This is a genomic window from Grimontia sp. SpTr1 (assembly GCF_947387585.1).
GTDB lineage: Bacteria > Pseudomonadota > Gammaproteobacteria > Enterobacterales > Vibrionaceae > Enterovibrio > Enterovibrio indicus.
This window is the reverse complement of sequence record NZ_CANDOD010000002.1, coordinates 370,535-396,183: the sequence shown is the minus strand read 5'-3', so window position 1 is coordinate 396,183 and position 25,649 is coordinate 370,535. Positions and strand designations below refer to the sequence as shown.

25 protein-coding genes are annotated in these 25,649 nt (G+C 51.0%); 16 read left to right on the top strand and 9 right to left on the bottom strand.

Annotated features, from left to right (window positions below):
• The 14 genes from hisC to arsJ all read left to right on the top strand — a co-directional run bounded on the left by hisC (position 1) and on the right by arsJ (position 13,273).
• Positions 1 to 1,041: a histidinol-phosphate transaminase gene (gene hisC / locus QL223_RS06005; protein WP_156168218.1), complete on the top strand. Its 1,041-nt coding sequence runs from the start codon at positions 1 to 3 to the stop codon at positions 1,039 to 1,041.
• 24 nt (positions 1,042 to 1,065) lie between these two features.
• Complete coding sequence (gene hisB / locus QL223_RS06000) at positions 1,066 to 2,133, top strand: bifunctional histidinol-phosphatase/imidazoleglycerol-phosphate dehydratase HisB (RefSeq protein ID WP_046305804.1); 1,068 nt, start codon at positions 1,066 to 1,068, stop codon at positions 2,131 to 2,133.
• Positions 2,133 to 2,735, top strand: a complete 603-nt coding sequence (gene hisH, locus QL223_RS05995; protein ID WP_062662602.1) for an imidazole glycerol phosphate synthase subunit HisH — start codon at positions 2,133 to 2,135, stop codon at positions 2,733 to 2,735. Before hisB ends, hisH begins: the two co-directional genes overlap by 1 nt.
• 6 nt (positions 2,736 to 2,741) lie before the next feature.
• Complete coding sequence (gene hisA / locus QL223_RS05990) at positions 2,742 to 3,479, top strand: 1-(5-phosphoribosyl)-5-[(5-phosphoribosylamino)methylideneamino]imidazole-4-carboxamide isomerase (protein ID WP_002542149.1); 738 nt, start codon at positions 2,742 to 2,744, stop codon at positions 3,477 to 3,479.
• Positions 3,461 to 4,234, top strand: a complete 774-nt coding sequence (gene hisF / locus QL223_RS05985) for an imidazole glycerol phosphate synthase subunit HisF (RefSeq protein WP_002542147.1) — start codon at positions 3,461 to 3,463, stop codon at positions 4,232 to 4,234. Before hisA ends, hisF begins: the two co-directional genes overlap by 19 nt.
• Positions 4,231 to 4,863 (top strand): bifunctional phosphoribosyl-AMP cyclohydrolase/phosphoribosyl-ATP diphosphatase HisIE, encoded by a 633-nt coding sequence (hisIE, locus tag QL223_RS05980; protein ID WP_054778798.1) that lies wholly within the window; start codon positions 4,231 to 4,233, stop codon positions 4,861 to 4,863. Before hisF ends, hisIE begins: the two co-directional genes overlap by 4 nt.
• 151 nt (positions 4,864 to 5,014) lie before the next feature.
• Entirely contained in the window at positions 5,015 to 6,010 is a 996-nt protein-coding gene (gene pseB, locus QL223_RS05975; RefSeq protein WP_281544185.1) for a UDP-N-acetylglucosamine 4,6-dehydratase (inverting), read from the top strand.
• On the top strand, positions 6,007 to 7,155 hold the full coding sequence (gene pseC / locus QL223_RS05970; RefSeq protein ID WP_281544184.1) for a UDP-4-amino-4,6-dideoxy-N-acetyl-beta-L-altrosamine transaminase: 1,149 nt from the start codon (positions 6,007 to 6,009) through the stop codon (positions 7,153 to 7,155). Before pseB ends, pseC begins: the two co-directional genes overlap by 4 nt.
• Positions 7,156 to 7,162: 7 nt before the next feature.
• Positions 7,163 to 7,864, top strand: coding sequence for a pseudaminic acid cytidylyltransferase (gene pseF / locus QL223_RS05965; protein WP_002542141.1), 702 nt, complete (start codon positions 7,163 to 7,165; stop codon positions 7,862 to 7,864).
• The gene (gene pseG, locus QL223_RS05960) at positions 7,861 to 9,447 is read left to right on the top strand and encodes a UDP-2,4-diacetamido-2,4,6-trideoxy-beta-L-altropyranose hydrolase (RefSeq protein WP_281544183.1); all 1,587 of its coding nucleotides are present in this window, start codon (positions 7,861 to 7,863) and stop codon (positions 9,445 to 9,447) included. Before pseF ends, pseG begins: the two co-directional genes overlap by 4 nt.
• A complete protein-coding gene (gene pseI / locus QL223_RS05955) occupies positions 9,444 to 10,496 on the top strand; it encodes a pseudaminic acid synthase (protein WP_281544182.1) in 1,053 nt (350 codons plus the stop codon). The genes pseG and pseI overlap by 4 nt, the downstream gene beginning before the upstream one ends.
• 146 nt (positions 10,497 to 10,642) lie before the next feature.
• Positions 10,643 to 10,984 carry a metalloregulator ArsR/SmtB family transcription factor gene (locus tag QL223_RS05950; RefSeq protein WP_002542138.1) on the top strand — a complete coding sequence of 114 codons (342 nt, stop codon included), beginning with the start codon at positions 10,643 to 10,645 and terminating at the stop codon, positions 10,982 to 10,984.
• A 12-nt stretch (positions 10,985 to 10,996) separates the two neighbouring features.
• On the top strand, positions 10,997 to 11,998 hold the full coding sequence (locus tag QL223_RS05945) for an ArsJ-associated glyceraldehyde-3-phosphate dehydrogenase (protein WP_281544181.1): 1,002 nt from the start codon (positions 10,997 to 10,999) through the stop codon (positions 11,996 to 11,998).
• A gap of 54 nt (positions 11,999 to 12,052) precedes the next feature.
• The gene (arsJ, locus tag QL223_RS05940) at positions 12,053 to 13,273 is read left to right on the top strand and encodes an organoarsenical effux MFS transporter ArsJ (protein ID WP_281544180.1); all 1,221 of its coding nucleotides are present in this window, start codon (positions 12,053 to 12,055) and stop codon (positions 13,271 to 13,273) included.
• A 47-nt stretch (positions 13,274 to 13,320) separates the two neighbouring features.
• On the opposite strand, the gene QL223_RS05935 is transcribed toward arsJ, so the two are convergent.
• The 8 genes from QL223_RS05935 to QL223_RS05900 form a co-directional block, all read right to left on the bottom strand.
• A complete protein-coding gene (locus QL223_RS05935; RefSeq protein ID WP_281544179.1) occupies positions 13,321 to 14,319 on the bottom strand; it encodes a formate dehydrogenase subunit gamma in 999 nt (332 codons plus the stop codon).
• Between the two features lie 54 nt (positions 14,320 to 14,373).
• Positions 14,374 to 14,979 (bottom strand): formate dehydrogenase FDH3 subunit beta, encoded by a 606-nt coding sequence (gene fdh3B, locus QL223_RS05930; protein ID WP_002542131.1) that lies wholly within the window; start codon positions 14,977 to 14,979, stop codon positions 14,374 to 14,376.
• A 15-nt stretch (positions 14,980 to 14,994) separates the two neighbouring features.
• Positions 14,995 to 17,850 carry a formate dehydrogenase subunit alpha gene (locus tag QL223_RS05925; protein WP_281544272.1) on the bottom strand — a complete coding sequence of 952 codons (2,856 nt, stop codon included), beginning with the start codon at positions 17,848 to 17,850 and terminating at the stop codon, positions 14,995 to 14,997.
• 21 nt (positions 17,851 to 17,871) lie between these two features.
• Positions 17,872 to 18,081, bottom strand: a complete 210-nt coding sequence (locus tag QL223_RS05920) for a twin-arginine translocation signal domain-containing protein (RefSeq protein ID WP_281544178.1) — start codon at positions 18,079 to 18,081, stop codon at positions 17,872 to 17,874.
• A gap of 56 nt (positions 18,082 to 18,137) precedes the next feature.
• Positions 18,138 to 18,749 (bottom strand): molecular chaperone TorD family protein, encoded by a 612-nt coding sequence (locus tag QL223_RS05915; protein WP_002542128.1) that lies wholly within the window; start codon positions 18,747 to 18,749, stop codon positions 18,138 to 18,140.
• Positions 18,750 to 18,758: 9 nt separating this feature from the next.
• Positions 18,759 to 20,444 carry a 4Fe-4S binding protein gene (locus QL223_RS05910; protein ID WP_281544271.1) on the bottom strand — a complete coding sequence of 562 codons (1,686 nt, stop codon included), beginning with the start codon at positions 20,442 to 20,444 and terminating at the stop codon, positions 18,759 to 18,761.
• Positions 20,445 to 20,655: 211 nt separating this feature from the next.
• Complete coding sequence (locus tag QL223_RS05905) at positions 20,656 to 21,246, bottom strand: DUF3306 domain-containing protein (RefSeq protein ID WP_281544177.1); 591 nt, start codon at positions 21,244 to 21,246, stop codon at positions 20,656 to 20,658.
• The gene (locus QL223_RS05900) at positions 21,236 to 21,688 is read right to left on the bottom strand and encodes a DUF3305 domain-containing protein (protein ID WP_062662628.1); all 453 of its coding nucleotides are present in this window, start codon (positions 21,686 to 21,688) and stop codon (positions 21,236 to 21,238) included. The genes QL223_RS05905 and QL223_RS05900 overlap by 11 nt, the downstream gene beginning before the upstream one ends.
• Positions 21,689 to 21,877: 189 nt before the next feature.
• Here QL223_RS05900 and QL223_RS05895 point away from each other — a divergent pair, with 189 nt between their 5' ends.
• Both QL223_RS05895 and QL223_RS05890 read left to right on the top strand, forming a co-directional pair.
• The gene (locus QL223_RS05895; RefSeq protein ID WP_002542124.1) at positions 21,878 to 22,708 is read left to right on the top strand and encodes a formate dehydrogenase accessory sulfurtransferase FdhD; all 831 of its coding nucleotides are present in this window, start codon (positions 21,878 to 21,880) and stop codon (positions 22,706 to 22,708) included.
• Positions 22,701 to 23,600 (top strand): helix-turn-helix transcriptional regulator, encoded by a 900-nt coding sequence (locus QL223_RS05890; RefSeq protein WP_281544176.1) that lies wholly within the window; start codon positions 22,701 to 22,703, stop codon positions 23,598 to 23,600. Before QL223_RS05895 ends, QL223_RS05890 begins: the two co-directional genes overlap by 8 nt.
• A 9-nt stretch (positions 23,601 to 23,609) precedes the next feature.
• On the opposite strand, the gene QL223_RS05885 is transcribed toward QL223_RS05890, so the two are convergent.
• Positions 23,610 to 25,646, bottom strand: a complete 2,037-nt coding sequence (locus QL223_RS05885) for a cache domain-containing protein (protein WP_002542122.1) — start codon at positions 25,644 to 25,646, stop codon at positions 23,610 to 23,612.
• Between the last annotated feature and the right edge of the window lie 3 nt (positions 25,647 to 25,649).

Genomic DNA, 25,649 nt, shown 5'->3' with positions numbered 1-25,649 from the left:
ATTGAAAAATTAGCCCGTAAGGACGTTCAGGCACTGACCCCTTACATGTCCGCCCGCCGACTGGGTGGTTCTGGTGATGTTTGGCTGAATGCTAACGAATCACCATTTAACAACGAATATACCATCAATGGCGCGGGCCTGAACCGCTACAGCACCTGTCAGCCTGAAGAACTGATCCGTGCTTACGCAGACTACGCAGGCGTTCGCCCAGAGCAGGTCCTGACCTCTCGTGGCGCAGATGAAAGCATCGAACTGCTGATCCGTACTTTCTGTGAAACCGGTGAAGACAGCATTCTGTTCTGCCCACCAACGTATGGCATGTATGCCATCAGCGCAGAAACAACCGGCGTTGCACGCAAAACAGTGCCGCTGACCGATGAGTGGCAATTGAACCTGCCTGAAATCGAAAAGAACCTCGATAGCGTCAAACTGGTGTTTGTGTGTAGCCCAAACAACCCGACCGGTAACCTGATTAACCGTGACGATATTGAAACGCTACTGGAAATGACGGCTGGCCGCGCGCTGGTAGTGATGGACGAAGCCTACATCGACTTCTGTCCAGAAGCCTCAACTGTGGACCTACTGGTACGCTACCCCAACCTTGCGATTCTTCGTACGCTGTCAAAAGCCTTCGCTTTAGCGGGCTTGCGCTGTGGCTTCACGCTGGCGAATCAGCAGATCATTCAATTGATGACCAAAGTGATTGCGCCATACCCAGTGCCAGTGCCTGTTACTGAAATCGCGGTACAGGCGTTAAGTGAAGCAGGCCTTGCCCGAATGAAATATCAGGTGCTGGATTTGAATGCCAACCGCGCCTATCTGCAGGCGGGCCTTGCGATGCTGCCGGGCGTGGAAGTGTTCGATGGCTACGGCAACTACCTGCTGGTGAAATTCCCAGACGCTGACCTTCTGTTCTCAGCCCTATGGGACAACGGCATCATCTTGCGCCGTTCGCCAATTGAAGGATGCATCCGAATCAGCGTGGGCAACCGCGAAGAGTGTGAAAAGACCCTGACCTTTATCCGCCAGCAACTGGCATAAAGAGCGCAACAAAAGGAATTTGTAGTGAAAGAAAAAATCCTCTTTATCGACCGCGATGGCACGCTGATTGTTGAGCCACCTGTAGATTTTCAGGTCGACCGCCTCGACAAACTCAAGCTTGAGCCTTTCGTGATCCCTGCCCTGCTGGCACTGCAAGACGCTGGCTACAAGCTGGTGATGGTGACCAACCAGGATGGTCTGGGCACAGATAGCTACCCACAGGAAGATTTCGACGCTCCACACAACATGATGATGGAGATTTTCGAATCTCAAGGCGTGAAATTTGCTGACGTTTTGATTTGCCCGCACTTCGACCACGAAGATTGTAGCTGCCGCAAGCCAAAGCTTGGTTTGGTTAAAGACTATCTCCAGCAAGGCCGTGTAGATTTCAAAACCTCTGCCGTGATTGGCGACCGTCAGACCGACCTGCAGCTTGCTGAAAACATGGCAATCCGCGGTATTCAATACAACCCGGAAACCATGGGCTGGCAGCAAATTCTGAAGGATTTGACCACCAACCCTCGTGTGGCAACGGTTGTTCGTACCACTAAAGAAACGGATATCCGAATCACGGTGAACCTCGATGAAACTGGCGGCAATAAGATCAGCACAGGACTTGGTTTCTTCGACCACATGCTGGATCAAATCGCGACCCATGGTGGCTTCCGTATGGAAGTGGCAGTTGATGGCGACCTGCACATCGACGACCACCACACAGTAGAAGACACGGCGCTGGCGCTGGGTCAGGCGCTGAAAGAAGCGCTGGGTGACAAACGCGGTATTGGCCGTTTCGGTTTCAGTCTGCCAATGGATGAGTGTTTGGCGCAATGTGCTCTGGATTTGTCTGGCCGCCCTTACCTCAAGTTCGAAGCGACGTTCTCTCAGGACAAGGTTGGCGACCTCTCTACTGAAATGGTCGAACACTTCTTCCGCTCTCTGACTGACACCATGGCGTGTACCTTGCACCTGTCATCAGACGGCGACAATACACACCACATCGTGGAAAGCCTGTTTAAAGCCTATGGCCGCACATTGCGTCAGGCGATTCGCGTAGAAGGTAACGAGCTGCCAAGCAGCAAAGGGGTGCTGTAATGAGCGATGCAAAGATTGTCATCATCGACACGGGTTGTGCGAACGTCAGCTCTGTGCGTTTTGCGATTGAGCGCCTCGGTTACGATGTCACGATCAGCCGCGACCCAGACGTTGTGCTGGCAGCAGATAAACTCTTTCTGCCGGGTGTAGGCACCGCGTCCGAGGCGATGAAAAACCTGGAAGAGCGAGACCTGATTTCGCTGGTACGCGAAGTCAAACAGCCTCTTCTCGGCATTTGCCTTGGTATGCAGCTTCTGGGTAAATCCTCACAAGAAGGCAAAGAGCAGGTGAACTGCCTAGGCCATGTTGATGCCGACACCAGCTTGATGGAAACCGGCGAGTTGCCGCTTCCCCACATGGGTTGGAACACGGTCACCCCAGTGAACAATCACCCGCTGTTTAAAGACATTCCAGAAAACAGCTACTTCTATTTTGTTCACAGCTACGCCATGCCAGTCGGTGATTACACCATTGGTCAGTGCGATTACGGCAAGCCGTTTACCGCAGCAGTGCAAAGTGGCAACTATTACGGTGTGCAATTCCACCCTGAGCGCTCAAGCAAAGCTGGTGCGCAACTGATTAAGAACTTTTTGGAGATGTAATTAAGGATGATTATTCCCGCTTTGGATTTAATCGATGGGCAGGTCGTCCGTCTCTATCAGGGTGACTACGGACAAGTTACCGAATACAAAGTTGACCCAAGCGAACAGTTCGCGATTTACCACAACGCAGGCGCAAACTGGCTGCACTTGGTAGACCTGACGGGTGCTAAAGATACTTCTGCCCGTCAGCTGCCATTGATTGAAAAGCTGATTGCCAGCACACCAGCCAACATCCAAATTGGCGGTGGCGTGCGCAAAGAAAGCGACGTGGTAGAGCTGCTACGTGCCGGCGCAAAACGTGTTGTCATTGGTTCTACTGCTGTTAAGCAGCCTGAACTGGTTAAAGGCTGGATGGAAAAATACGGCGCCGAGCAAATCGTACTGGCGCTCGACATCAACATTGATGACAACGGCAACCGCATGGTCGCGGTTTCCGGCTGGCAGGAAGACTCTGGCGTGACTATCGAAGCGCTGCTGGACGATTTCCTGACTGTTGGTCTCAAGCACGTGCTTTGTACTGATATCTCCCGTGACGGCACCTTGGCAGGTTCCAACGTCGATCTATACAAAGACTTGTGTGCGGCGTACCCTCAGGTTCAGTTCCAGTCTTCTGGCGGTATCGGTTCTCTGGCTGACATCGAAGCGCTGAAAGGCACAGGTGTCGCAGGCGTTATCGTGGGCCGTGCATTGCTGGACGGCAAGTTCACTGCAGAGGAGGCATTCGCATGTTGGCAAGAAGGATAATCCCATGTCTTGATGTTCGCGATGGTCAGGTGGTGAAAGGTGTTCAGTTCCGTAACCACGAAATCATCGGCGATATCGTCCCGCTGGCTGCACGTTACGCGGCAGAAGGCGCAGACGAACTGGTGTTTTACGATATCACCGCATCCAGTGATGGCCGTGTGGTCGATAAAAGCTGGGTAGCGCGTGTGGCAGAAGTCATCGACATTCCATTTTGTGTCGCTGGCGGCATTAAAACCGCAGAGGACGCTAAACGTATTCTGGAATTCGGTGCAGATAAAATCTCCATCAACTCCCCTGCACTGGCGAACCCAGAGCTCATCACCGAGCTTGCGGAGAAATTTGGCGTGCAGTGTATCGTAGTCGGTATCGACTCCTACTACGACAAAGACACAGGCAAGTATCAGGTTTATCAGTTCACGGGTGACGAAACCCGCACCAAAGCAACCCAATGGGAAACCCGCGACTGGGTGCAGGAAGTGCAAAAACGTGGTGCCGGTGAAATCGTACTGAACATGATGAACCAGGATGGCGTGCGCAACGGCTACGACCTCAAGCAATTGAACATGGTTCGCGAAGTGTGCCACGTCCCACTGATCGCTTCGGGCGGCGCAGGTGAAATGGTGCACTTTGCCGAAGCTTACAAGAAAGCGAATGTTGACGGTGCGTTGGCAGCGTCTGTATTCCACAAGCAGATCATCAACATTGGTGAACTGAAACAATACTTAAAACAACAAGACGTGGAGATCCGCTTATGAGCCAGACACCATCAAACGCGGCGCTCGCTGAAAGCATCGACTGGGAAAAAGTCGACGGCTTGGTACCTGCCATTGTCCAAAACTCGCAGAGCGGACAGGTTCTGATGATGGGTTACATGAATCAGGACGCGCTGGCAAAAACGCTCGATACCGAGCAAGTGACCTTTTTCTCGCGCACCAAGGAGCGTCTTTGGACCAAAGGCGAAACCTCTGGTAACGTGCTGCGTCTCAAGCACATCGCTGTGGACTGCGATAAAGACACCCTGCTGGTGCAAGCCGACCCAATCGGCCCAACCTGCCACCTCGGCACTGAAACCTGCTGGGGCGAAGACGACGCGAACAAACCTGCTCTGGTGTTTCTTCATCAATTGGAGCAGGTGCTGGCTTCCCGTCGAGGATCCGATCCTTCAACGTCTTATACGGCGTCCTTGTATGCCAAGGGCACCAAGCGCATTTCGCAGAAAGTGGGCGAAGAAGGCGTCGAAGTCGCGCTTGCAGCGACGTCGGGCGATAAGGAGGAGCTAATCAACGAGTCTGCAGACCTGATGTACCACTTGCTGGTGCTACTGCAAGACCAAGGCTTCTCGCTCGAAGATGTAGCAAATAAGCTGAAGGAACGTCACAAGTAAGCTTCTAAGCAAACCGCAGAAAAAGGCAATTTCGAAAGAGATTGCCTTTTTTTTCGTCATCCAATCACGGTGTAGGCAATTTTCTCCCACCGAAATTGGCGCTATCAGTTAAAATTTCAATCAGATACTGAGACTAATGCTAAGGATTGAAATGTTTAACGGCAAGTCGATTTTGATCACCGGTGGTACCGGATCATTTGGAAAGAAATACACCAAGACCATCCTTGCGCGTTACAAGCCTAAGCGACTCATCATTCTCTCGCGCGATGAATTAAAGCAATTCGAAATGCAGCAAGAGTTTAATGACCCTTGCATGCGCTACTTTATCGGCGATGTACGCGACGCTAGCCGCATGATGGAAGCCATGAATGGCGTGGATTATGTCATTCATGCAGCTGCTCTCAAGCAGGTTCCTGCCGCCGAATATAACCCGATGGAATGCATCAAGACCAACGTCCACGGGGCGGAGAATATTATTCGTGCCGCCATTGCTAACAAGGTCGAAAAGGTTATCGCCCTTTCTACTGACAAAGCCGCCAGCCCAAATAACCTCTACGGTGCCACCAAACTTTGTTCAGACAAACTCTTCGTTGCAGCGAACAACATGACCGGTGGCGGACAAACCCGTTTTGCGGTTGTTCGTTACGGCAATGTGGTGGGCTCCCGTGGTTCTGTGGTGCCGTTTTTCAAAAAGTTGGTTGAAGAAGGTGCAGATGCGCTGCCAATTACCCACCCTGACATGACCCGTTTTTGGATTACCTTGCAGCAAGGCGTCGACTTTGTTCTGAAGAACTTCGAACGCATGCAAGGCGGCGAAATCTTTGTCCCGAAAATCCCATCAGTCCGCTTGATGGACCTAGCGACCGCTTACGGTAATGGTTTGCCGGTGAAAGAGATTGGTATTCGTCCGGGCGAGAAAATGCATGAAATCATGTGCCCAAGTGATGACTCTCATCTGACACTGGAATTTGCTGACCACTATGTGATGCGCCCAACCATCAAATTCTATGCGGCAGATTACGACTATTCAGTGAATCCTCTTGGCGAAAAAGGCGAGCCTGTCGCGGCGGGTTTTGAATACCATTCAGGCAGTAACCCGGATTTTCTGAACGTCGAGCAGATCCTGGAATTTGAGCAACAAGCATGATCCCTTACGGCAAACAAAACATTAGCCAAGACGATATCGATGCTGTCGTTGACGCTTTAACGTCTGACTTCATCACTCAAGGACCGCGCGTTACCGAGTTCGAAAACGCTGTCGCCCAAAAAGTCGGGGCGAAACATGCCATCGCAGTTAACAGTGCAACTTCCGCGCTGCATATCGCTTGCCTGGCGCTGGAGCTTGGCAAAGGTCAGCGTTTATGGACCTCTCCCAATACCTTTGTGGCGTCAGCAAACTGCGGTTTGTATTGTGGCGCAGATGTCGACTTTGTCGATATCGACCCAGCTACTTACAACCTTTGTCCAAAGCGTTTAGCTGAGAAACTGGGACACGCAAAGCTGACGGACACCCTGCCGCATATTGTGGTCGTCGTACATATGTGCGGCCAAAGCTGCGATATGGAAGCTATCCACCAGCTTTCTGAGCAGTATGGTTTCCGCATCATCGAAGACGCCTCTCACGCCATCGGCGGCAAATATCAGGATCAGTATGTTGGCAATTGCCAATACAGCGACATCACGGTTTTCAGCTTTCACCCGGTGAAAATCATCACCACCGCAGAAGGCGGTATGGCGCTGACCAATAATCCAGCGCTCGCCAAAGCGATGGAGAATCTTCGCAGCCACGGTGTTACACGGGATTTAGAATCTTTGGTCGACAGCAACCAAGGCACTTGGTACTACGAGCAGCAGTCACTGGGTTTTAACTACCGGATGACGGATCTGCAAGCCGCACTGGGAACTTCTCAGCTGGCGAGACTGGATGCATTTGTAGAACGCCGACAAGTACTTGCAGGTCGCTACACTGAAAAGCTGTCGGCACTGCCACTGACCACACCAACATTGCTTCCCGCCAGTAAATCGGCATGGCATTTGTATGTCATCCAGTTAGCGGAACCAGATTGCCGCCGCAGCGTGTTTGATGAACTTCGCGCGAAAGGCATCGGTGTACACGTGCATTACATTCCGGTTCACACCCAACCGTATTACCGCGAATTGGGATTTGAGTGGGGACAATTCCCTGCTGCAGAACATTATTATCAAGCTGCGCTCAGCCTGCCTCTTTACTTTGATATGACGGAAGATGAGCAGGACACAGTGATTCAGGCACTGGCTGACGCGCTGCGCTGAGGACGAAATGAAAGTCTGTATTATTCCTGCCCGTGGTGGCAGCAAACGTATTCCGGGAAAAAACCTCAAGACCTTTATTGGCAAGCCAATTATTGCCTATGCCATTGATGTCGCCAAAAAGTCTGGCCTGTTTGACCGCATCATTGTCTCGACAGACAGCGAGGATATTGCCGGTGTTGCCAAAGAACATGGCGCAGAAGTGCCTTTCCTTCGTCCTGCTGATATCGCGAATGACCACGCCACAACGCTGGATGTGATCAAACATGCCATCGAATGGCTTCAGGAGAACGACACCCGCCCACTGGGCTCGGTCTGCTGTCTTTATGCCACCGTGCCGTTTACCCGCGCGAAGGATCTGGAAGAGGGTCTGGCGCTATTGGAAAAAGAACAGACTCAATATACCTTCGCTGCCACACGCTTTTCATTCCCCATTCAGCGCAGTATCCGAATGAATGGCGAAGGTAATGTGGAAATGTTCTGGCCTGAGCATTTTTCCACCCGCTCACAGGATTTGGAGACTGCTTATCACGATGCGGGGATGTTTTACTGGGGCAAGCCGGACGCTTTCCTTTCCGGCAAACCGATTTTCGCACCACACTCCAAAGCCGTTCAGATCCCTCATTTCCGGGTTCAGGATATCGATGAGCCCGACGATTGGATCCGCGCTGAAATGCTCTATCAAATTCTTGAACAGCGGGGAGAGCTATGAAGGTTGCCATTCGGTCCGATGCCTCCAGCCAGATTGGTACCGGACATATCATGCGCTGTCTGGTGCTGGCAAAAAAGCTGATTGAGCGCGGCCATAAGGTTGTGCTTCTGAGCCGCCCTCTGACGGGCAACCTTATCGATTACAGCAAAGCTCAGGGTGTCGAGGTGATTTCCCTGAAAACCATTCAGGAAACCTTCTTACCCGATGCCGGTGATTACAAGCACTGGCTTGGCGTGACACAGGAGGCTGATGCAAAGGAATGCTTGGCTGCACTGAAAGGGTTTCAGCCTGACTGGATTGCCATGGATCATTATGCGATCGACAGCGAGTGGCAAAACCTGATGCGTGCATCGGGTGCCAGAATTTTTACCATCGACGATCTGGCTAACCGCGAACACAAGTGTGATGTGCTCTTGGACCACAACCCGTGGCCGGATTTTGAAAACCGCTATCATCAGGTTGTGTCAAAGGAATGCACTCAACTTCTGGGACCCAAATTTGGCCTGCTGCGCCCACGCTTTTCCGAGCTTCGCCAACAGCCCCCAGCGCTCAAGAATGTGGTACTGGCTTTTTTCAGTGGCACAGACCCAAGTGGTGAGTGCATTAAGCTTTTAAACGCCAGCAGACACTTTGATTCACTCCCCTTCCGGCTGCATGTTGTGCACGGGTTAGCGAATCCGAGAAAAGATGAAATTGCGTCGCTGCCTTTACCGGAGTTCGTGACGCTTTCTGAAAATCTGCCCGACTACGAAGCTGAACTCGCCGCCTGCCGATATGCTTTTGGCGGCGCGGGTGTCAGCGCGATAGAACGCGCCAGTCTCGGTGTGCCGGGAACCCTCGTTTCCGTGGCAGAAAACCAACGCCAAATGGCCGAACACCTTGGGGCCAGCGGCCTGTATCGTTACCTTGGTGTCAGCGATAAAACCACCGAGCACGATTACGCCAATGAGCTGAAGTGGTTGGCAGAACATTGGAAGACTTTGCCTTATCGCTTGGAAAAATCAGACATCGATGGCAATGGTGCGCAGCGTGTAGTCGAAGTCATGGAAAGATTGTGTCCGCCAGAAACGAATAATCAGATGACATTCCGCCCCATGACGACCGAAGATTTACCCATGGTTCGAGGTTGGCGAAATGACCCTGGCGTTCGCGAGATGATGTTCACCCAACATGAAATCAGTGCTGAGGAGCATGAGCGCTGGTTTGCCAAAGCTTCAACTGACGCCACGAAACAGTTTTTTATTGCGCACGCTGAGGGAACGCCGGTTGGCATGCTCTCTTTCACCGAGATTGAAAGACAATCAAACACCGCAGAATGGGGGTTTTATAAATCCCCTGAAGCGCCCTCAGGCACTGGCTTTACGCTGTTATCGGAAGCATTGCACCTAGGCTTTGATAAGCTGGGCCTTGAAGGTATTCGCAGCCGGGTGCTTTGCAGCAATCCAAAAGTCCTTTACCTCCACCACAAGCTTGGCTTTTCAAAGGAAAAGGACACGCAAACCCTAATCACAGCAGAGGAAGACAAAGATTATTTTGCTTTCTTCCTTTCACGTGAAGACTGGAACGGTAACACAGCATCATGACCCCGTTTATTACCATCGATGGCCGTAAAATTGGCCCAGACCACAAGCCTTACATCATCGCTGAAATGTCAGCGAACCATAACGGCTCCATCGAACGTGCTTTCCAGACCATTGAAATGGCCAAACGCGCTGGCGCTGATGCGATTAAGATGCAGAGCTACACCGCTGACACCATCACCCTGAATTGCGATTCTGACGAATTCCAAATCAAAGGCGGACTCTGGGATGGTCGCACTCTTTATGACCTTTACCAAGAAGCACACACGCCCTTTGAATGGCACAAGCCTCTATTTGATAAAGCACGCGACGTTGGCATTACACTGTTTAGTACGCCGTTTGATTTTACAGCAGTAGACTTGCTGGAAGATCTCAATGCGCCCGCTTACAAGATAGCGTCGTTTGAAGCGGTCGATTTACCGCTTATCCGTTATGTGGCGCAAACCGGAAAACCGATGATCATCTCCACAGGCATGGCTAACGGTGATGAAATTTCCGAAGCGGTAGCGACTGCCCGTGACAATGGTTGTGGGCAATTGGTGCTTCTTCATTGCATCAGCGCCTACCCTGCCCCAGCTTCCCAAAGCCATCTGCGCACCATTCCCGATCTCGCGGAGAAGTTCGGTGTCATTGGCGGTCTGTCTGACCACACATTGGGTACCACAGTGTCTGTTGCTGCTGTTGCGCTCGGCGCGTCCGTGATTGAAAAACACGTCACTCTGAGCCGCAATGACCCAGGCCCAGACTCTACTTTCTCTCTTGAGCCTGATGAATTGGCATCGCTCTGTAGGGACACAGAAACCGCATGGCAAGCATTGGGACAAGCAGGCTATCAACTTAAAGAAGCGGAGAAAGGCAATGTGCAATTTCGCCGTTCGCTCTATGTTGCTCAAGACATCAAAAAAGGTGAAACCCTCAATCCAGACAACGTAAAAAGCGTTCGTCCGGGGTTTGGTTTAGAGCCTAAGCACTATGATGTTGTCATGGGACGAATCGCGCTCTCAGATATTCCCGCGGGCACGGCCCTTAATTGGGGACTCATTTCTAAATAACCACTTCCAAATGAGCAACAGTGCTCCAGAGACTCTGTTGCTTAATTCTAGCTCCAAATATGAAGCTTTCATGACACACCTTCTTTCCTGTTGACTCATGCCTTATTGAAATTAATATATGGATATTCGCATATGGAGATATTCAAATGTTACCTCATCAGTTTTTCAAACTGCTCGCAGATGAAACCCGCGTGAGATGTTTATTGCTCATCGCACGGGAAGAAAAAATCTGCGTGGGCGAGCTAACGGAAGCGCTCAACGAGAGCCAGCCAAAGATCTCCCGACACTTGGCACAACTTCGCTCAAGCGGCGTGATTTTGGATACCCGCCAAGGTCAGTGGGTGTTTTACCGTCTGTCTGACCAACTTCCCGGTTGGATGCGCAAACAAATTCAGGGGCTGGTCGATTCGAACTGCCTTAAACAAGAATACCAGCAAGATATCCAGCGTCTCTCGGAGATGAAATCTCGCCCAGAGTGCTGTGTTTAGAGGAAAATTGAGATGTCTATTAAAGTAGGAATTAATGGTTTTGGCCGCATTGGTCGTCTGGCACTTCGCGCCGCTTTCGACTGGCCTGAACTTGAGTTTGTTCAAATCAACGATGTCGCTGGCGATACAGCAACACTGGCTCACCTTCTGGAGTTCGACTCTGTTCAGGGTCGCTGGCACCACGAAGTCACTACCGATGGCGATGCCATGCTGATCAATGGCAAGAGCATCCGTACTACACAGCAAAAGAACATCAGTGATATCGACTGGTCTGGCTGTGATGTTGTTATCGAAGCAACAGGCGTGCATCGTAAATCCGAGTTCCTGAATCAATACCTCGAGCAAGGCGTTAAACGCGTCGTTGTCTCTGCACCCGTGAAAGAAGACGGTATTGCCAACATTGTTGTAGGCATCAACGACGACATCTTCGATCCAGAGGTCCACCGTATCGTGACTGCGGCCTCGTGCACCACCAACTGTATCGCTCCTGTAGTGAAAGTGATTCACGAGAAGCTGGGTATCGAGCAATCTGCTTTCACAACGATTCACGATCTCACCAACACCCAAACCATTCTGGATGCACCGCACAAAGACCTTCGTCGTGCGCGCGCCTGTGGCATGAGTTTGATCCCAACCACCACAGGATCAGCAAAAGCTATCGTTGAAATCTTCCCTGAGCTGGAAGGTAAAATTAACGGCCACGCAGTCCGTGTTCCGCTGGCGAACGCCTCTCTGACTGACATCATCTTCGATGTGAAGCGCGACACTACCGCAGAAGAAGTGAATGCCCTGCTGAAAGAAGCGTCTGAAGGCGAGCTGAAAGGTATTCTTGGCTTTGAAGAGCGCCCACTGGTATCTATCGATTATAAAGGCGACCAGCGCTCTACCATCGTCGATGCCCTCTCGACTATGGTCGTTGGAAAGCGCATGGTGAAAGTCTACGCCTGGTATGACAATGAAATGGGCTACGCAACGCGCACCGCAGAGTTGGTTCGCAAAGTAGGCTTGGCATAAACATAAAAGAGATATCAAGAGCTGCAAACGCAGCTCTTTTTTGGGCGAGTTGTTATGCTGTCTCAATTAAATTCCCACGTTCGCCAGTACATGCTGGTGACATTCAATTATTGGAATTTCACCATCACTGACGGTGCCCTGCGCATGTTGGTGGTGCTTTATTTTTATGACCTGGGTTACTCCAGTCTGGAAATCGCTTCACTCTTTCTTTTCTATGAATTCTTTGGTGTGGTGACCAACCTGATTGGCGGCTGGCTCGGCGCAAGGTTGGGTCTTAACCGGACCATGAACATTGGTCTAGGCATGCAAATTGTCGCGCTCGCCATGCTGGCGGTACCGACAGCTTGGCTCAGTATTCCCTGGGTAATGGCAGCGCAAGCCATGTCCGGTATAGCCAAAGACCTCAATAAGATGAGCGCAAAGAGCTCAATCAAAACACTGGTTCCTGAAGATGCACAAGGCGCACTCTACAAGTGGATTGCAATTCTCACAGGATCTAAGAACGCATTGAAAGGTGCCGGTTTCTTCCTGGGCGGTGCACTGCTTTCCTTGATTGGTTTCCAATCTGCGGTTGCTGCGATGGCAGGTGTCTTGCTGCTGGTATTTTTCGGCAGTCTGCTGTTCCTGAAGTCAGACATGGGCAAAGCGAAAACCAAGCCTAAGTTCTCAGAGATATTCTCGAAATCCAGCAGTGTGAATATTCTGTCTGCTGCCCGTATGTTCCTGTTCGGTGCCCGTGATGTCTGGTTTGTGATTGCCCTTCCCATCTATCTCGGTACCACCTTTGGCTGGGACCACAGTGCCGTCGGTGCATTTCTGGCGACTTGGGTGATTGGCTATGGCTTTATTCAGGGGATTGCTCCGAAGATCACAGGTAAAGCTTCTGGTAAAACGCCGGATGGCAAAGCCGCAATTTATTGGGCTATGTTGCTTTCCGTCGTCACCGGAATCATCGCCATCAGTGTGCAACAACAGTGGCATCCGGAAACCGTTATCATTGTTGGCTTGATGGTGTTCGGTGCGGTGTTCGCTGTGAACTCTTCACTGCACTCTTATCTGATTGTTAGTTATGCAAAAGGTGACGGCGTTTCGCTGGATGTGGGTTTCTATTACATGGCGAACGCGATGGGACGCTTGATTGGTACCATTCTCTCGGGGTGGGTTTTCCAGGCCTGGGGATTCGCAGCGTGCCTGTGGGTGTCTTTCGCTTTCCTAGCGACAACCGCAGTGATTTCGTTTTGGCTGCCTACGACCAAAAATGAGTCTCAGCAATAAGCACAAAAAAGCCCGCATCTGCGGGCTTCCATTTGTTTACCTATACGTCAGGTACTTTGTTGCTCTTTCGCTTCTGTCGTTTGAGCACTGCTTTGGCCTTGTACTTCATCCAGCCAAAGCTTGTGGTGTTGCTTCGCCCAACTCTCATCGACATAACCTGTTGCCATGCCTTCAAGCGCACCTTCAGTACCCACTGTACCGATGTAGATGTGCCCTAACGCCGCAGCGAACAGGCCCAAAGAAGCAATGCCATGAAGCAGATTTGCTATTTGCATATCTTCACGGGTTTGACCAAAGAGTGGGAAATCCATCACTAGACCACTAATACAGACCACCACACCAACGGTTGCCAGCAGCCAGAACCAAATCTTCTCGCCACCATTACAAAAACCTGCGTCCGGGTGTTTACCGTTTGGCAGAATACCACCGCCCTGCTTGAACCATTCAATGTCGACTTTGTTGATGAAATTGTTCTTCATCCACTTCACCAACATACAAAGCAGTCCGAGCACAAACAGCGGACCCAGATAGTTATGCGACACTTTAGCCGCATAGATGATGCTGCCCCAAACTGCTTCAGGCGCCACAGGTTTAATAAAGTGCTTACCGTATAGCAAGAGCACGCCACTGAACCCCAGAATCAGGAAGTTGATGGCGGTAAACCAATGCATGGCACGCTCAAAAGGTGTCCAACGCATCACCTTTTTGCCAGTACGCTTATGCGATAACTCTATGCGTCCAGCCCAAAAGTAAAACAGCAGCAGACTACCTGCAGATACACCGAGAAAAATCAGCCCGAGTGGACTGATCCACTCATTACGAATTTCCCGCCAGCGTTGACCGTCAACATTAATAAGTTGACCAGCTTCTGCTCCCGTCGCAACCGTGTATCCCGACTCTCCGCCTCGCACTTCTCTCCAGAATTCAGGGCCAGCCAGTTGCACCATTTCTTTCTGGGGATCCGCCTTGGCACCGTCTTCTGCAAGACTGATTGGAGACCAAAAGGTTGCTATCACCATTAGCATGGCGAGCAATGTTCTAAACATATCTCTCCTCCTGACACTGTCGGACGAACTGCGTCCTACAGGGTTCCATGCTAATCAGCTTTTGGTCGCGTCGTAGGCGAGGTCATCGCCCTTAGTCCAGCCAGCCCCTTTTGCGCCACGTTCTACAACGCGCTGACGGAATACTGCAGAAATTTTCTCTGCATCCCCCGCCAACAGAGCTTTGGTAGAACACATTTCAGCACACAAAGGCAACTTACCTTCCGCAATACGGTTTGCACCATATAGCTCTCGCTCTTTTGCCGAACCGTCCGGCTCGGGGCCACCAGCACAGAAGGTACATTTGTCCATCTTGCCTCGCTCACCGAATGCCGCTGTTTTCGGGAACTGAGGCGCCCCAAACGGACAAGCAAACAGACAGTAGCCGCAGCCAATGCAGGTCTCCTTGTTGTGCAAAACAATGCCATCTTCTGTTTTGTAGAAACAGTCAGCGGGACACACAGCCATACAAGGGGCATCGGCACAGTGCATACAGGCAACTGACACCGAGTTCTCACCCGCTTCACCATCATTCAGCGTGACGACACGACGACGCTGGGTTCCCCAGGTCACCACTTCAGAGTTAGCGTTACTACACGCAGTGACACAGCCATTACATTCAATGCAGCGTTTGGTGTCACATAAGAATTTCATATCAGCCATAACTATGCGCTCCCTTTACGCCGGTAAGATCTTACAAAGTGTCACTTTGGTTTCCTGCATCAGGGTAACCGGGTCGTAACCGTAGGTGGTTGCAGTGTTCGCCGCTTCACCAACGACGTACGGGTCAGCCCCCTCTGGATATTTCGATCTCAGATCTTCACCTTGGAACACACCACCGAAGTGGAATGGCATAAAGGCGAGTCCTTTGTATACACGAGGCGTAATCATGGCCTTCACTTTCACGCGGCCTTTATCAGGGCCTTCAACCCAGACATCCTGTCCATCCACAATCCCCAGATCGTTCGCGTCAGCAATGTTGACTTCCACAAACATCTCTTGCTGCAGTTTCGCCAGCCATGGGTTTGAACGGGTCTCTTCACCACCACCCTCATACTCAACCAATCGGCCAGATGTGAGAATGATTGGATACTCTTTCGCCGCATCGATTTCCTGAATCGATTTGTACAGCGTTGGCAGACGATAGATATCCGCTTTGTCATCCCAGGTTGCGTATTCAGGCAACAAGTCACGGCGCGGGGTATACAGTGGTTCACGGTGAAGTGGCACTTTGTCTGGGAAGGTCCAGACAATCGCACGGGCTTTGGCGTTACCAAATGGGATACACCCGTGATTGATGGCAACACGCTGAATACCGCCAGACAGGTCTGTCTTCCAGTTTTTACCTTCAGCAGCAGCTTTCTCTTCTGCTGTCAGATCATCCCACCAACCAAGTTGTTTGAGCATCTTGTCAGTGAACTCCGGATATCCGTCTTCCAACTCACAGCCTTTTGAATAGCTATCGACTGCCAGCAGGCTTTCACCTTCATATTCCACACCAAAACGTGCGCGGAAGTTACCACCACCGCGGGCGACTTCTTTTGATGTGTCATAGAGGATGTGTGTACCCGGATGTTTCATTTCCGGTGTTCCCCAACAAGGCCATGGCAGACCATAGGTCTCCCCATTAACCGGGCCACCTTCTGCTTCCAGTGATGTTTTGTTGAAGGTGTGCCAGTTTTGCTGGTGCGTTTTGATACGTTCTGGGCTCTGGCCTGTATAGCCGATTGTCCACATACCACGGTTGAACTCGCGGGTAATGTCTTCAATCAGAGGTTCATCGCCATTCACCTTCACGTTCTTAAACAGCTGGTCTGAGAAACCCAGTTTTTGGGAAAGCAGATACATGATGTTGTGATCAGGCTTTGAATCAAACAGAGGCTCAATCACCTTGTCACGCCATTGCAGTGAACGGTTAGATGCGGTCACCGATCCGTAGGTTTCAAACTGAGTGGTCGTTGGCAGCAGGTAAACGCCGTTTTTACGGTTGTTCATGACTGCAGCAACGGTTGGATAAGGGTCGACGATGACCATCATATCCAGTTTTTCCATTGCCTTTTGCATCTCGGGACCACGGGTTTGCGAGTTCACCGCATGCCCCCAGTAAAACATGGCGCGGATATTGGCTTTCTGGGCAATTTTATCTGGGTCTTCCAGCACGCCATCAATCCAGCGTGAAACCGGTATACCGTTGCTGTTCATTGGTTTAGAGCCGTTGTATTCCGTTTGGTCAAAACGCCCCTGAACCCAGTCATAGTCCAGATCCCAGACTTTCGACCAATGCTTCCATGCACCGTTAGACAAGCCGTAATAGCCCGGCAAGGTGTGGGACAACACGCCAAGGTCGGTGGCACCCTGCACGTTATCGTGTCCACGGAAAATATTGGCACCACCGCCTGATTTACCGATGTTCCCTAGAGCAAGCTCCAGCACACAATAAGCGCGGGTGTTGTTGTTACCTGTGGTGTGTTGCGTACCACCCATACACCAAACCACACAGCCTGGGCGGTTTTCGGCAAGGATTTTCGCCGCCTGATACATGTCGTCACGTCCAACACCGGACACACGCTCTACTTCTTCAGGATTCCATTTCGCAACTTCTTCACGGATTTCATCCATGCCAAACACGCGCTGGTAAATGAATTCCTTGTCTTCCCAGTTGTTATCGAAAATGTGCCATAGCAGGCCCCAGATAAACGCAATATCTGTACCAGGACGTAGAGAAACAAAGTGGTCACCTTTCGCGGCAGTGCGGGTGCGACGAGGATCAGCCACAACAATCTTACAGCCGTTTTTCTCTTTCGCGATGAGGATATGCTGCATCGCGACAGGGTGTGCTTCGGCAGGGTTGGAGCCGACAAAAAGGATCGACTTACAGTTATGCATGTCATTAAAGGAGTTGGTCATCGCACCGTAACCCCAGGTATTCGCCACCCCTGCTACCGTGGTGGAGTGACAGATACGTGCCTGATGATCGACGTTATTGGTTCCCCAAAGCGATGCCATTTTACGGAACATGTAGGCCTGTTCGTTGCTATGCTTTGCCGAACCCAGAAAGTACACAGAGTCAGGGCCGTCTTGCTTGCGGATTTCCAGACATTTGTCGCCAATTTCATTGATGGCGGTGTCCCAGCTGATTTTCTGCCACTTGCCATCCACCAGTTTCATTGGGTATTTGAGGCGACGTTCACCATGGCCATGTTCACGAAGTGCAGCCCCTTTGGCGCAGTGTCCACCGGCATTGAATGGGTGGTCAAACGCAGGCTCCTGACCCGTCCAGACACCATCCTGTACTTCTGCATACACGCCACAACCCACTGAGCAGTGAGAACAAATCGTGCGTTTTTGTTCAACCGGTTTGTTTGGGTCAACGTCTTTCGCTGCAGCTTTTTTCATCATACCTGGTGCAAACATGCCAGCAGCGGCAATACCACCTGCGGTAGCCAGTGTAGAATTACGCATAAAGGTACGGCGGGAAACACCCAGTTGCTTTTCGTCCTTGCTGACGGTGTCAGACCGTTTCGTCAGTTTCATCATCTCACTCCATCAGCCAGGTTAGAGGGAATCGTAGTAATCACGAACATGTTGCGTTTCGCGATAGCCCGAGGGGTTTTCCTGTTCCGGCTTAGCCACCGTGACTTCCGCTTGAGCCGCACCGCTCACCACAGTAGTGGCCGCTCCAGCTGCTGCAGCAACACCCAGTCCTTTAAGGAACTGGCGTCGCGCTTCATTTCGCTTGTCTGTCTCTTTTTGCTTCTCTGACATCACATTGCTCCTTGTACTTTTTATCAGCGCTTCTGTCCGCTTTCTGCAAGGCGGAACTACCACGGACGCTGGGTAAAGCTTATTTTTTCTATCGTTAAGAACTGTTTCGCGAGTGCAGCAACAGAGGAGTAAAACACGGCTGCATTCGCACGAATCACGTCGTCACACAATCGCTCAAACCACGGCGCAATATGACGGTTGAAAAAAGCCTTCTGGCTTTCCATATCCTCTTCATCCACCAGCATCGCCATCACTTCCAGCAATGCGGCGATATGATCTTCTGGCTCTTTGGTTTCTTCCTGACGCTCAAACCCCAATCGTCGTAAATCCTGACGAAGGTGTGCCAACGGCAGTTCCATCAAAGACCCGGTTAGATACCAGGAACCGAATGGCACCACTTCACCACGTCCGACACCGATAAATAGCTGTTGATACTCATCGGCCGCCTGCATGGGTGTGGTTTTACTAGCGGAAAGCCTGAGAACAGACCAAGCCGCTGCCATGCCTGCCTCTTCGTCGCCTTCCACTTCCAGTGTCGCAAGCCAGTTCAGTGCATCCTGATCAGGTGCCTGTCTGAACAGATGCGCCAGAAGGTGATAAATGTTGAGACGAATTTCATTTTCTTCACGGGTGACATCTTCCACGTTGATGATTTCCTGCATTGCCATTCGTCCCTCCTAAACCTTCATCTGTTTCTCTGGGTTGTTGATCATTGTTTCAGCGACAATGTCGCGAACCCGGCAGTCTTCGCACATCGAGAGACGTTTGATGGCATCACCTTCAAAGTGACTGTGGTTTTGCAGTTTTTCTATCAGCATGTTCACCATGGAAACCGGCGCAAATGGCTTACCGCAACTGATGCATTCCGCGGCTTCCTCTTCATAAACGGTGTCACGCTGCTGACGCGATTCTGTATCCCAGTTAAAACGAGGTTCCAGTGTGATGACAGATTCAGGGCAGCTGGATTCACAAAGGCCACACTGCACACAATCCTGCTCGCGGAAGGTCATGCCTGGGCGAGAACCAATGGAAGAAAGCGCCTCAGTCGGACATACCGCCACACACCCCATACAAAGGGTGCAATCATCGGTGTTAACGTTAACGCGACCGTAAGGCGCGCCTTGGGGCACAGGTGTAGTTGTCAGGTTTTGAGTAGATTGCGCAGCCAGAAGATCCAACGCTGCGCTCAGTTTCTCGCGCTTGGTGCCAGTAAGCTTCTCTGTATGAGAAAGCAGCGCATTGGAGTATTGGGTGAGTGACGCAAGTGAGTCGACAGCTTTCAGCACAATGCGGTCTGGTTCGATATTGAGGTCACTAAGGAAGGAAGCAGATACCGCAAGTTCCTGCTCCAGCACATGACGTGTTTTAAAGTGAAGGTTTGGCGCCATGGCCAATATCACCTGAGAAGCACCGTAAACCAATACGCTCAGCCAGGTATCCAAACCGACGGAAGCCAGCTCTTCCAGTCGGACTGGAATAGTGTTGTTCGGCAACATTGACATAGCATCGACCAAATCGTCTTCATCCGCTTCGGCGTAGAAAAGGATTGCTGGAACCTCACCACCTTTTTGACGGTAACCTTGAATCAGGTCGAAGACAAAATGCTGGGTATTTTCCGGATCAGGTAAGGCGTAGCTGATGGCTTCTGTCGGGCACGCCGTCGCGCAAGAGCCCATCCCCTGACACAAGTAGGGATTGATGGTGATGGTTTGATTCATTGAACTTAGTGCGTCGGCAGGACAGGCATCGATGCAACGGGTGCAGCCTTCAAGGCCACGGGATGCATGAGCACAACGCTCATTGTCCAAACGGAAAAATTTAGGCTTGTCGAAGGTTCCTACCGTTTCAGATATCGCCTCTAACGCTTCTTCTGCAGACACCAAGTCACGACCTACAGCGTGATATCCCAGAGGAGGCAATTGTGCTGCATGGATACCGTTTTCAGTGAGGTCGACGATCAGGTCAAAATGCTCCCGCCCGACAGCAATTTGCGCCAGATTTTGCGGCGTTCCGTTTCGCTTCAAGGTGACTTGAAAAGCTCCTAAGAAGCCTTCGATACTGACGTCGCTGCCATAGAACAGCGCAAGACCCCCTGAAGGGTTCGCTAATGTCGCGCCCGCTTGATTGCAAAGCAGCACAACGCGGTCACGGATATCATCTGCGATTGATTCACTGAAAGTAGACAATGCTTCAGCCGTTCCCACAACGAGAGCAAGCCCACGGCTTTCAAAGCTCACCGTAGGCGGGATAAGATTTACTAACGTGACTGTGCTTTTCAGAGCATGCAGTCTGGCCAATCCATTGGTATCTGTTTGTTTTTCTAGATACTGATTGAGTGTTGTTGTGTTGTTTTCCGTCGACATATTCTCAATTGCTGTTGTCTGTGTAGCCATAAACACCTGCGTCCCTAGCCGGCAAACGGCGTTAATCTGCTTCAATGCGAGAGTTCTTCAAGGCTGGCTTTACGCCGTTTAGCTTTGCTGAACAGGGGTTTAGCTACGTCTTCGAGTAAGACACTTCTGTTACAGCAAGTAGCGAACCAGCTTTGAAGGAAGAAAAATGACCTAAACGGAGTCAGGATCCGTCCAAATTCTTATCCACACTTTCTATTGGGACATTTTGTCCCTCCGGGTGAGACAAATTGTCCCCTGATTCCTCATGGGTACTTTTTGTCTCACCTTCTGGTAATTCCTTGAGACTGTCCTCGTTAACTGGTTGATCACTTGAGGTTTCCTGAGCCAACGCTTCGTCTTCCGGCTTCTCCTCTGTCGCTTCTTCCAGCTTTTCCTTGGTCCACTTTCTTAAGGATTCAGCCACTTCCGCACTGAGGTTGGCAGTTTTGGAATAATCGAGGTCATAGTCGTTCATGCCATCAAGCACGTTGTAAGCATCACTGTGGAATAGCTTGCGCAGCGCCGCTTTCTTCACCTGTGAGGACACACCTTTCGCCAGGAATGCTGCAGCGGAATCCCCTTCTCTCAAACGCTCAACGTCGTCCATGGACGGTGGGGGAAGTTCTGAGTCTTCCGACTCAGGCGTAGCCTCGGAGACCACCAGCTCGGCATCGTCCTCAATCAGCTCAGTCTCTGGCGGCTTTTCATCTTCCGCCGTGTTTTGTTCCTGCTTTCGCTTGGACCAACGGTGTAAAAAGGAATCAGTTGCCACTCGCCCTCCCCGCGCCTTTGCGCTTCTTCTTACGCACTTCGAGGAGCTCGCCATGACGACCAATAAAGGCTTCCATCCAAGCCTGAACAGGCAATGGCATAGGCACCGACTGCACCAGATAATCACCATCCATAAAGCTGGCTGCGTTGGTCTGCGATGCCGTAACTTTCAGGGGTTTTAGGGATTCATCGTCTTCGACTTCGAAGATGAAAAAGAGGTGGGGATCACGGGAACTGAGGTTAAACCGATAGTCCGTGCGTTCGTCTTTAAATAGCTCTAAAGGCAAGGAAATCTGTTCCCCTGAACACTCTTCCTCCGTACGGGGCAGGTTCAGGTTCGCAATAGACCAGCGCTTAGTTTTCCAGCGACCGACATCAACCTCTGTGGCTTCAAGGTCAAATTGCATTAGCCAGTATTGAGGGTCTTTTATTATTTTCGTCACACATCACTCCTTGAGGTTCCAGGCTTCAAAAACGCTACCGCAGGCACGCAGAAGTCTGGTTTTCTAACCCCACAAAGCAAAACACATACCATAGCCCTGATGACCCTGCGTGATTGGAACGGGAATTGCTAACTTTGCTGATGATGTTCAGTTTTCGTGTCTCTACACACCCAAAAGGAAGCCGGGTAAATGACCCAACCAAAAATTATTCAAACCCAAACCGACATTCCTCAAACCATTGATGTGACAGTGTTCGACGAGTATGGCGAACCCATGACCAAGCAAATTGCCTGCGAACGCGCCTTGACGGTTTATCTCAACTGGAAGGAAATCGTGACCCTAATGACCTTGGGTGCCCGTCCGGACATGCTGGTATTGGGGTATCTCAAAAACCAAGGGTTAATTAACGATGCCGACGCGCTGGATTCAGTGATCATCGATTGGGAAACCCAATCCGCTGCTGTGGTTACCGCAGAGCAAAACGACGATATCGACGAGACGCTTTCCAAGAAAACCGTCACTTCGGGATGCGGTCAGGGCACCATGTTTGGCAACGTGATGAAAAAGCTCGAAGACCTGAAATTACCAGAGCACCGCATTACTCAGTCTTCCCTGTATGGCCTGCTGGAAGCGCTCACTCACCATAATGACACCTACAAAGCGGCAGGCGCTGTTCACGGTTGTGCGGTATGTAAAGGCACAGAAATTCTCTCTTTCGTCGAAGATATCGGCCGTCACAATGCGGTCGATACCCTGACAGGCGAGATGTGGCTGAAAGGTGAAACTGGCGAAGATAAAGTCTTCTACACCACAGGGCGGTTGACGTCAGAGATGGTGATTAAAGTGGCGCAAATGGGGATCCCTGTGCTGCTTTCTCGCTCCGGCGTGACACAGATGGGTTATGACCTTGCCAAACAACTTGGCATTACCATGATTGCCCGCGCTAAAGGCCACCGTTTTCAGGTCTTCAATGGCGCAGAGAACATCGACTTCGATGTAAAAGGTGGTTCAGATGAGTGACTTCCCGGAGTTCATGAATGCCCGTCAGGTTGCGGAGTATCTCGATCTGAACGAAAAGAAGGTCTACAGCCTAGCCAATGACGGTGTGCTTCCAGCCACCAAGGTCACAGGCAAATGGCTTTTTCCTAAAAGTCTCCTTGACCGTTGGCTGCTGGAATCCAGCCACAACGGTGTATTCAGCGACAGACTTTTGATTGCAGGCTCTGATGATCCTTTGCTGCAACACATTGTGAGCAAAATGGCGAACGTATTGGGAAGTACAGCATTGGTTGGCTACACCGCCACAGGCACCAAACAGGGTTTGTCGATGCTGGAAAAAGGTCATGTCGATATCTGCGCGATTCACTGGGGAAATGCCGAGGAAGCCAAGCTCCGTCACCCTGCACTTATCCAACAATATGCCGGACACAAAAACTGGGTGTTACTCCATGCTTTCGAACGTCAACAAGGCCTGATTGTTCGCCCTGAACTCGCCGAGCAATTGAACGACCCGCACCATTTCACGGGAAAAGAATGGCGATGGGCTGGTCGTCAAGGCGGCGCTGGCAGTGCTCGTGCGATGGAAGAGTGGCTATTTAGAAACGGCATTACCACTGACATGCTCAATACGGTCACTGTGTGTCTGAATGAACGGGAATTAGGCTCTGCGATTGCCCGGGGGGCGGCTGATATTGGATTTGGTAGTCAAAGTGCCGCGGGAGAATTTGGCCTCGCTTTTCATCCCATTGCCAATGAGGCCTTTGAACTGGTCATCCCGAAAAACATCTATTTCCGCTCCTTGGTTCAACAGCTGATGCAACATCTGGATGACGAGGAAATCGTCAATCAGAGCGAGCAGTTCGGCGGTTACAATCTTCAATATGCAGGCAAGCAAATGTGGGCAGCTGGCTAAACGCCAGCCTTATTCCATTACCTGCAGCGAAGTAATTTCATCATCGGTCTGAATCTTCTCACGCAGATAAAGCGTGAAAGTGGTGCCCTCGCCAAGTTCGGATTCCACCTTAATCTCTCCACCCAATCCACTGACAATGCCGTGGGTTACCGCAAGCCCAAGCCCAGTTCCTGAGCGGCGCGTGGTGAAGAACGGGTCGAAGATTTTGGTGAGGTTTTCATTAGCAATACCACAGCCAAAATCCTGTACAGAAATGGTCGCTCCGATGGGGTTGCCACTCTCATCTAACCAATCAGACGAACGCACCACCAGCTTTCCCTTGTCATTCATGGCATGAACACCATTCATCTGCAAATTCACCAGTACCTGCAATAACTGATGGCGGTTGATTTCCACACAGCACTTGGCATTGAGTTCTGTTACGACTTCCACATCAGATTTCTTGGTACCGGAACGAACGAGGGTAACACTCTCTTCAATCACCGGATTGACGTGCTGCCAAGTGATTTCATCTTGCACACCACCCTGGCGGCTGTATTGGAGCAAGCTCCGGGTGATATTGCGAATACGGTCAATTTGCTCCAAGACCGCACTCATTTCTTCGGACACCAGCGTCGCGTTTTTTCCCAGCTCGTATTCCATCAACTCAATGTTGCCAAGGATCACCGCAGTCGGATTATTGATTTCGTGGGCAATCCCCGCTGTCAGCTCACCCAGAGCAGCAAGCTTCTCGTTTAGTAGCAGCTTACTTCGGGTTTGCTCTAATAAGGTGATGTTCCGGCGGAGCTCTTCAGTGGTTTCATGAAGACTCGCTGTGCGCTCTTTAACTTTGTCCTCAAGCTCCAAAGCATTCTGTCGAATGGCTTCATTTTGCTGTTTGAGCTGATCGAGCATGGTGTCGAACTGACGGGCAAGAATCGCGAGTTCGTGCTGCGGGTCTAGCCCCAACTTGCCAATGCGTGCATCCTGATCAAAGCGAACCAGACGTACGACCCGGTGAATACGCTCTATGGGCCGGAACAAGTCTTTCGCACCGCGATACACTAATAGCCCCGTCACAAACAACGTGGCGAGAATACCGAAGCCTAATTCCACCAAGTTAGTAAGATAACGGGAGATCAATGGCCATTCGAGATAGCCAGTGTACAGCATGCCAATCACCCGGTTATTGAAGTCTCGGATTGGCTTGTACGCCGAGATGTACCAAGCATCATAAACGTAGGCACGGTTGACCCACACATCACCATTTTCGAGTACTGACTTTCTCACTTCATCCGAAACGCGGGTACCGATCGCACGGCCAAACTTGTTGTCGGAATCAAGCGGGACATTGGTACTGACGCGAATGTCATCCATAAACAGGGTGACGGTTCCCACACTGGCATCAGGCAGCGTGCCTTCTGGAAAAACAAGGTCACGAATTCTGTCCACCAACTCGGTACTGTTGTTGAGCAAAATACCGCCGTCGATTATCCACTCAAGCTCTCCTGTTTCATTGAATAAAGGGAGCAGACTACGGCTGATCAAACCGCGAGATTCGATTACTTGTTCATTCAGAAGCGGGATTTCAGCCCGAGCAGAAAGCTCAGGGGTAATGGATTCCAGTTCTATATCCGACATCACCTGAAAGAAAGTGCGCTCGCGACCTTCAATCAGTGGTTTTCGCAGGCTTTGCGGTAGTCTGTCTATTTCGTTGGCTGGGTAGACCGCAAGGAAATCAACATCATATTTCCCAGCTCTTGATTGCGCCCAGGAAAAGATACCCTCAGGGTCACGTTCAATCTGCATTTGGAAATCATAAGAGCCCGCAATGGCATTCAATTGCAGTCGCTGTTCGCGCTGTAACACTTCCATACTGTTACTGGCGACAGCAAGGTCAGCGTTCACACCCGCCAAGGCACTTTTCCAGGAATACGCCAAAGTCCAGTACATGGTGAGTGCAATCAGCGCAAGCAGAGTAATAATGATGGGAACAGACGTCAGCACCAAGAGACGATAACGCACCATAGTGCGAAAACGCTGTCGCCATTTATTGAGCCATTTCATCCT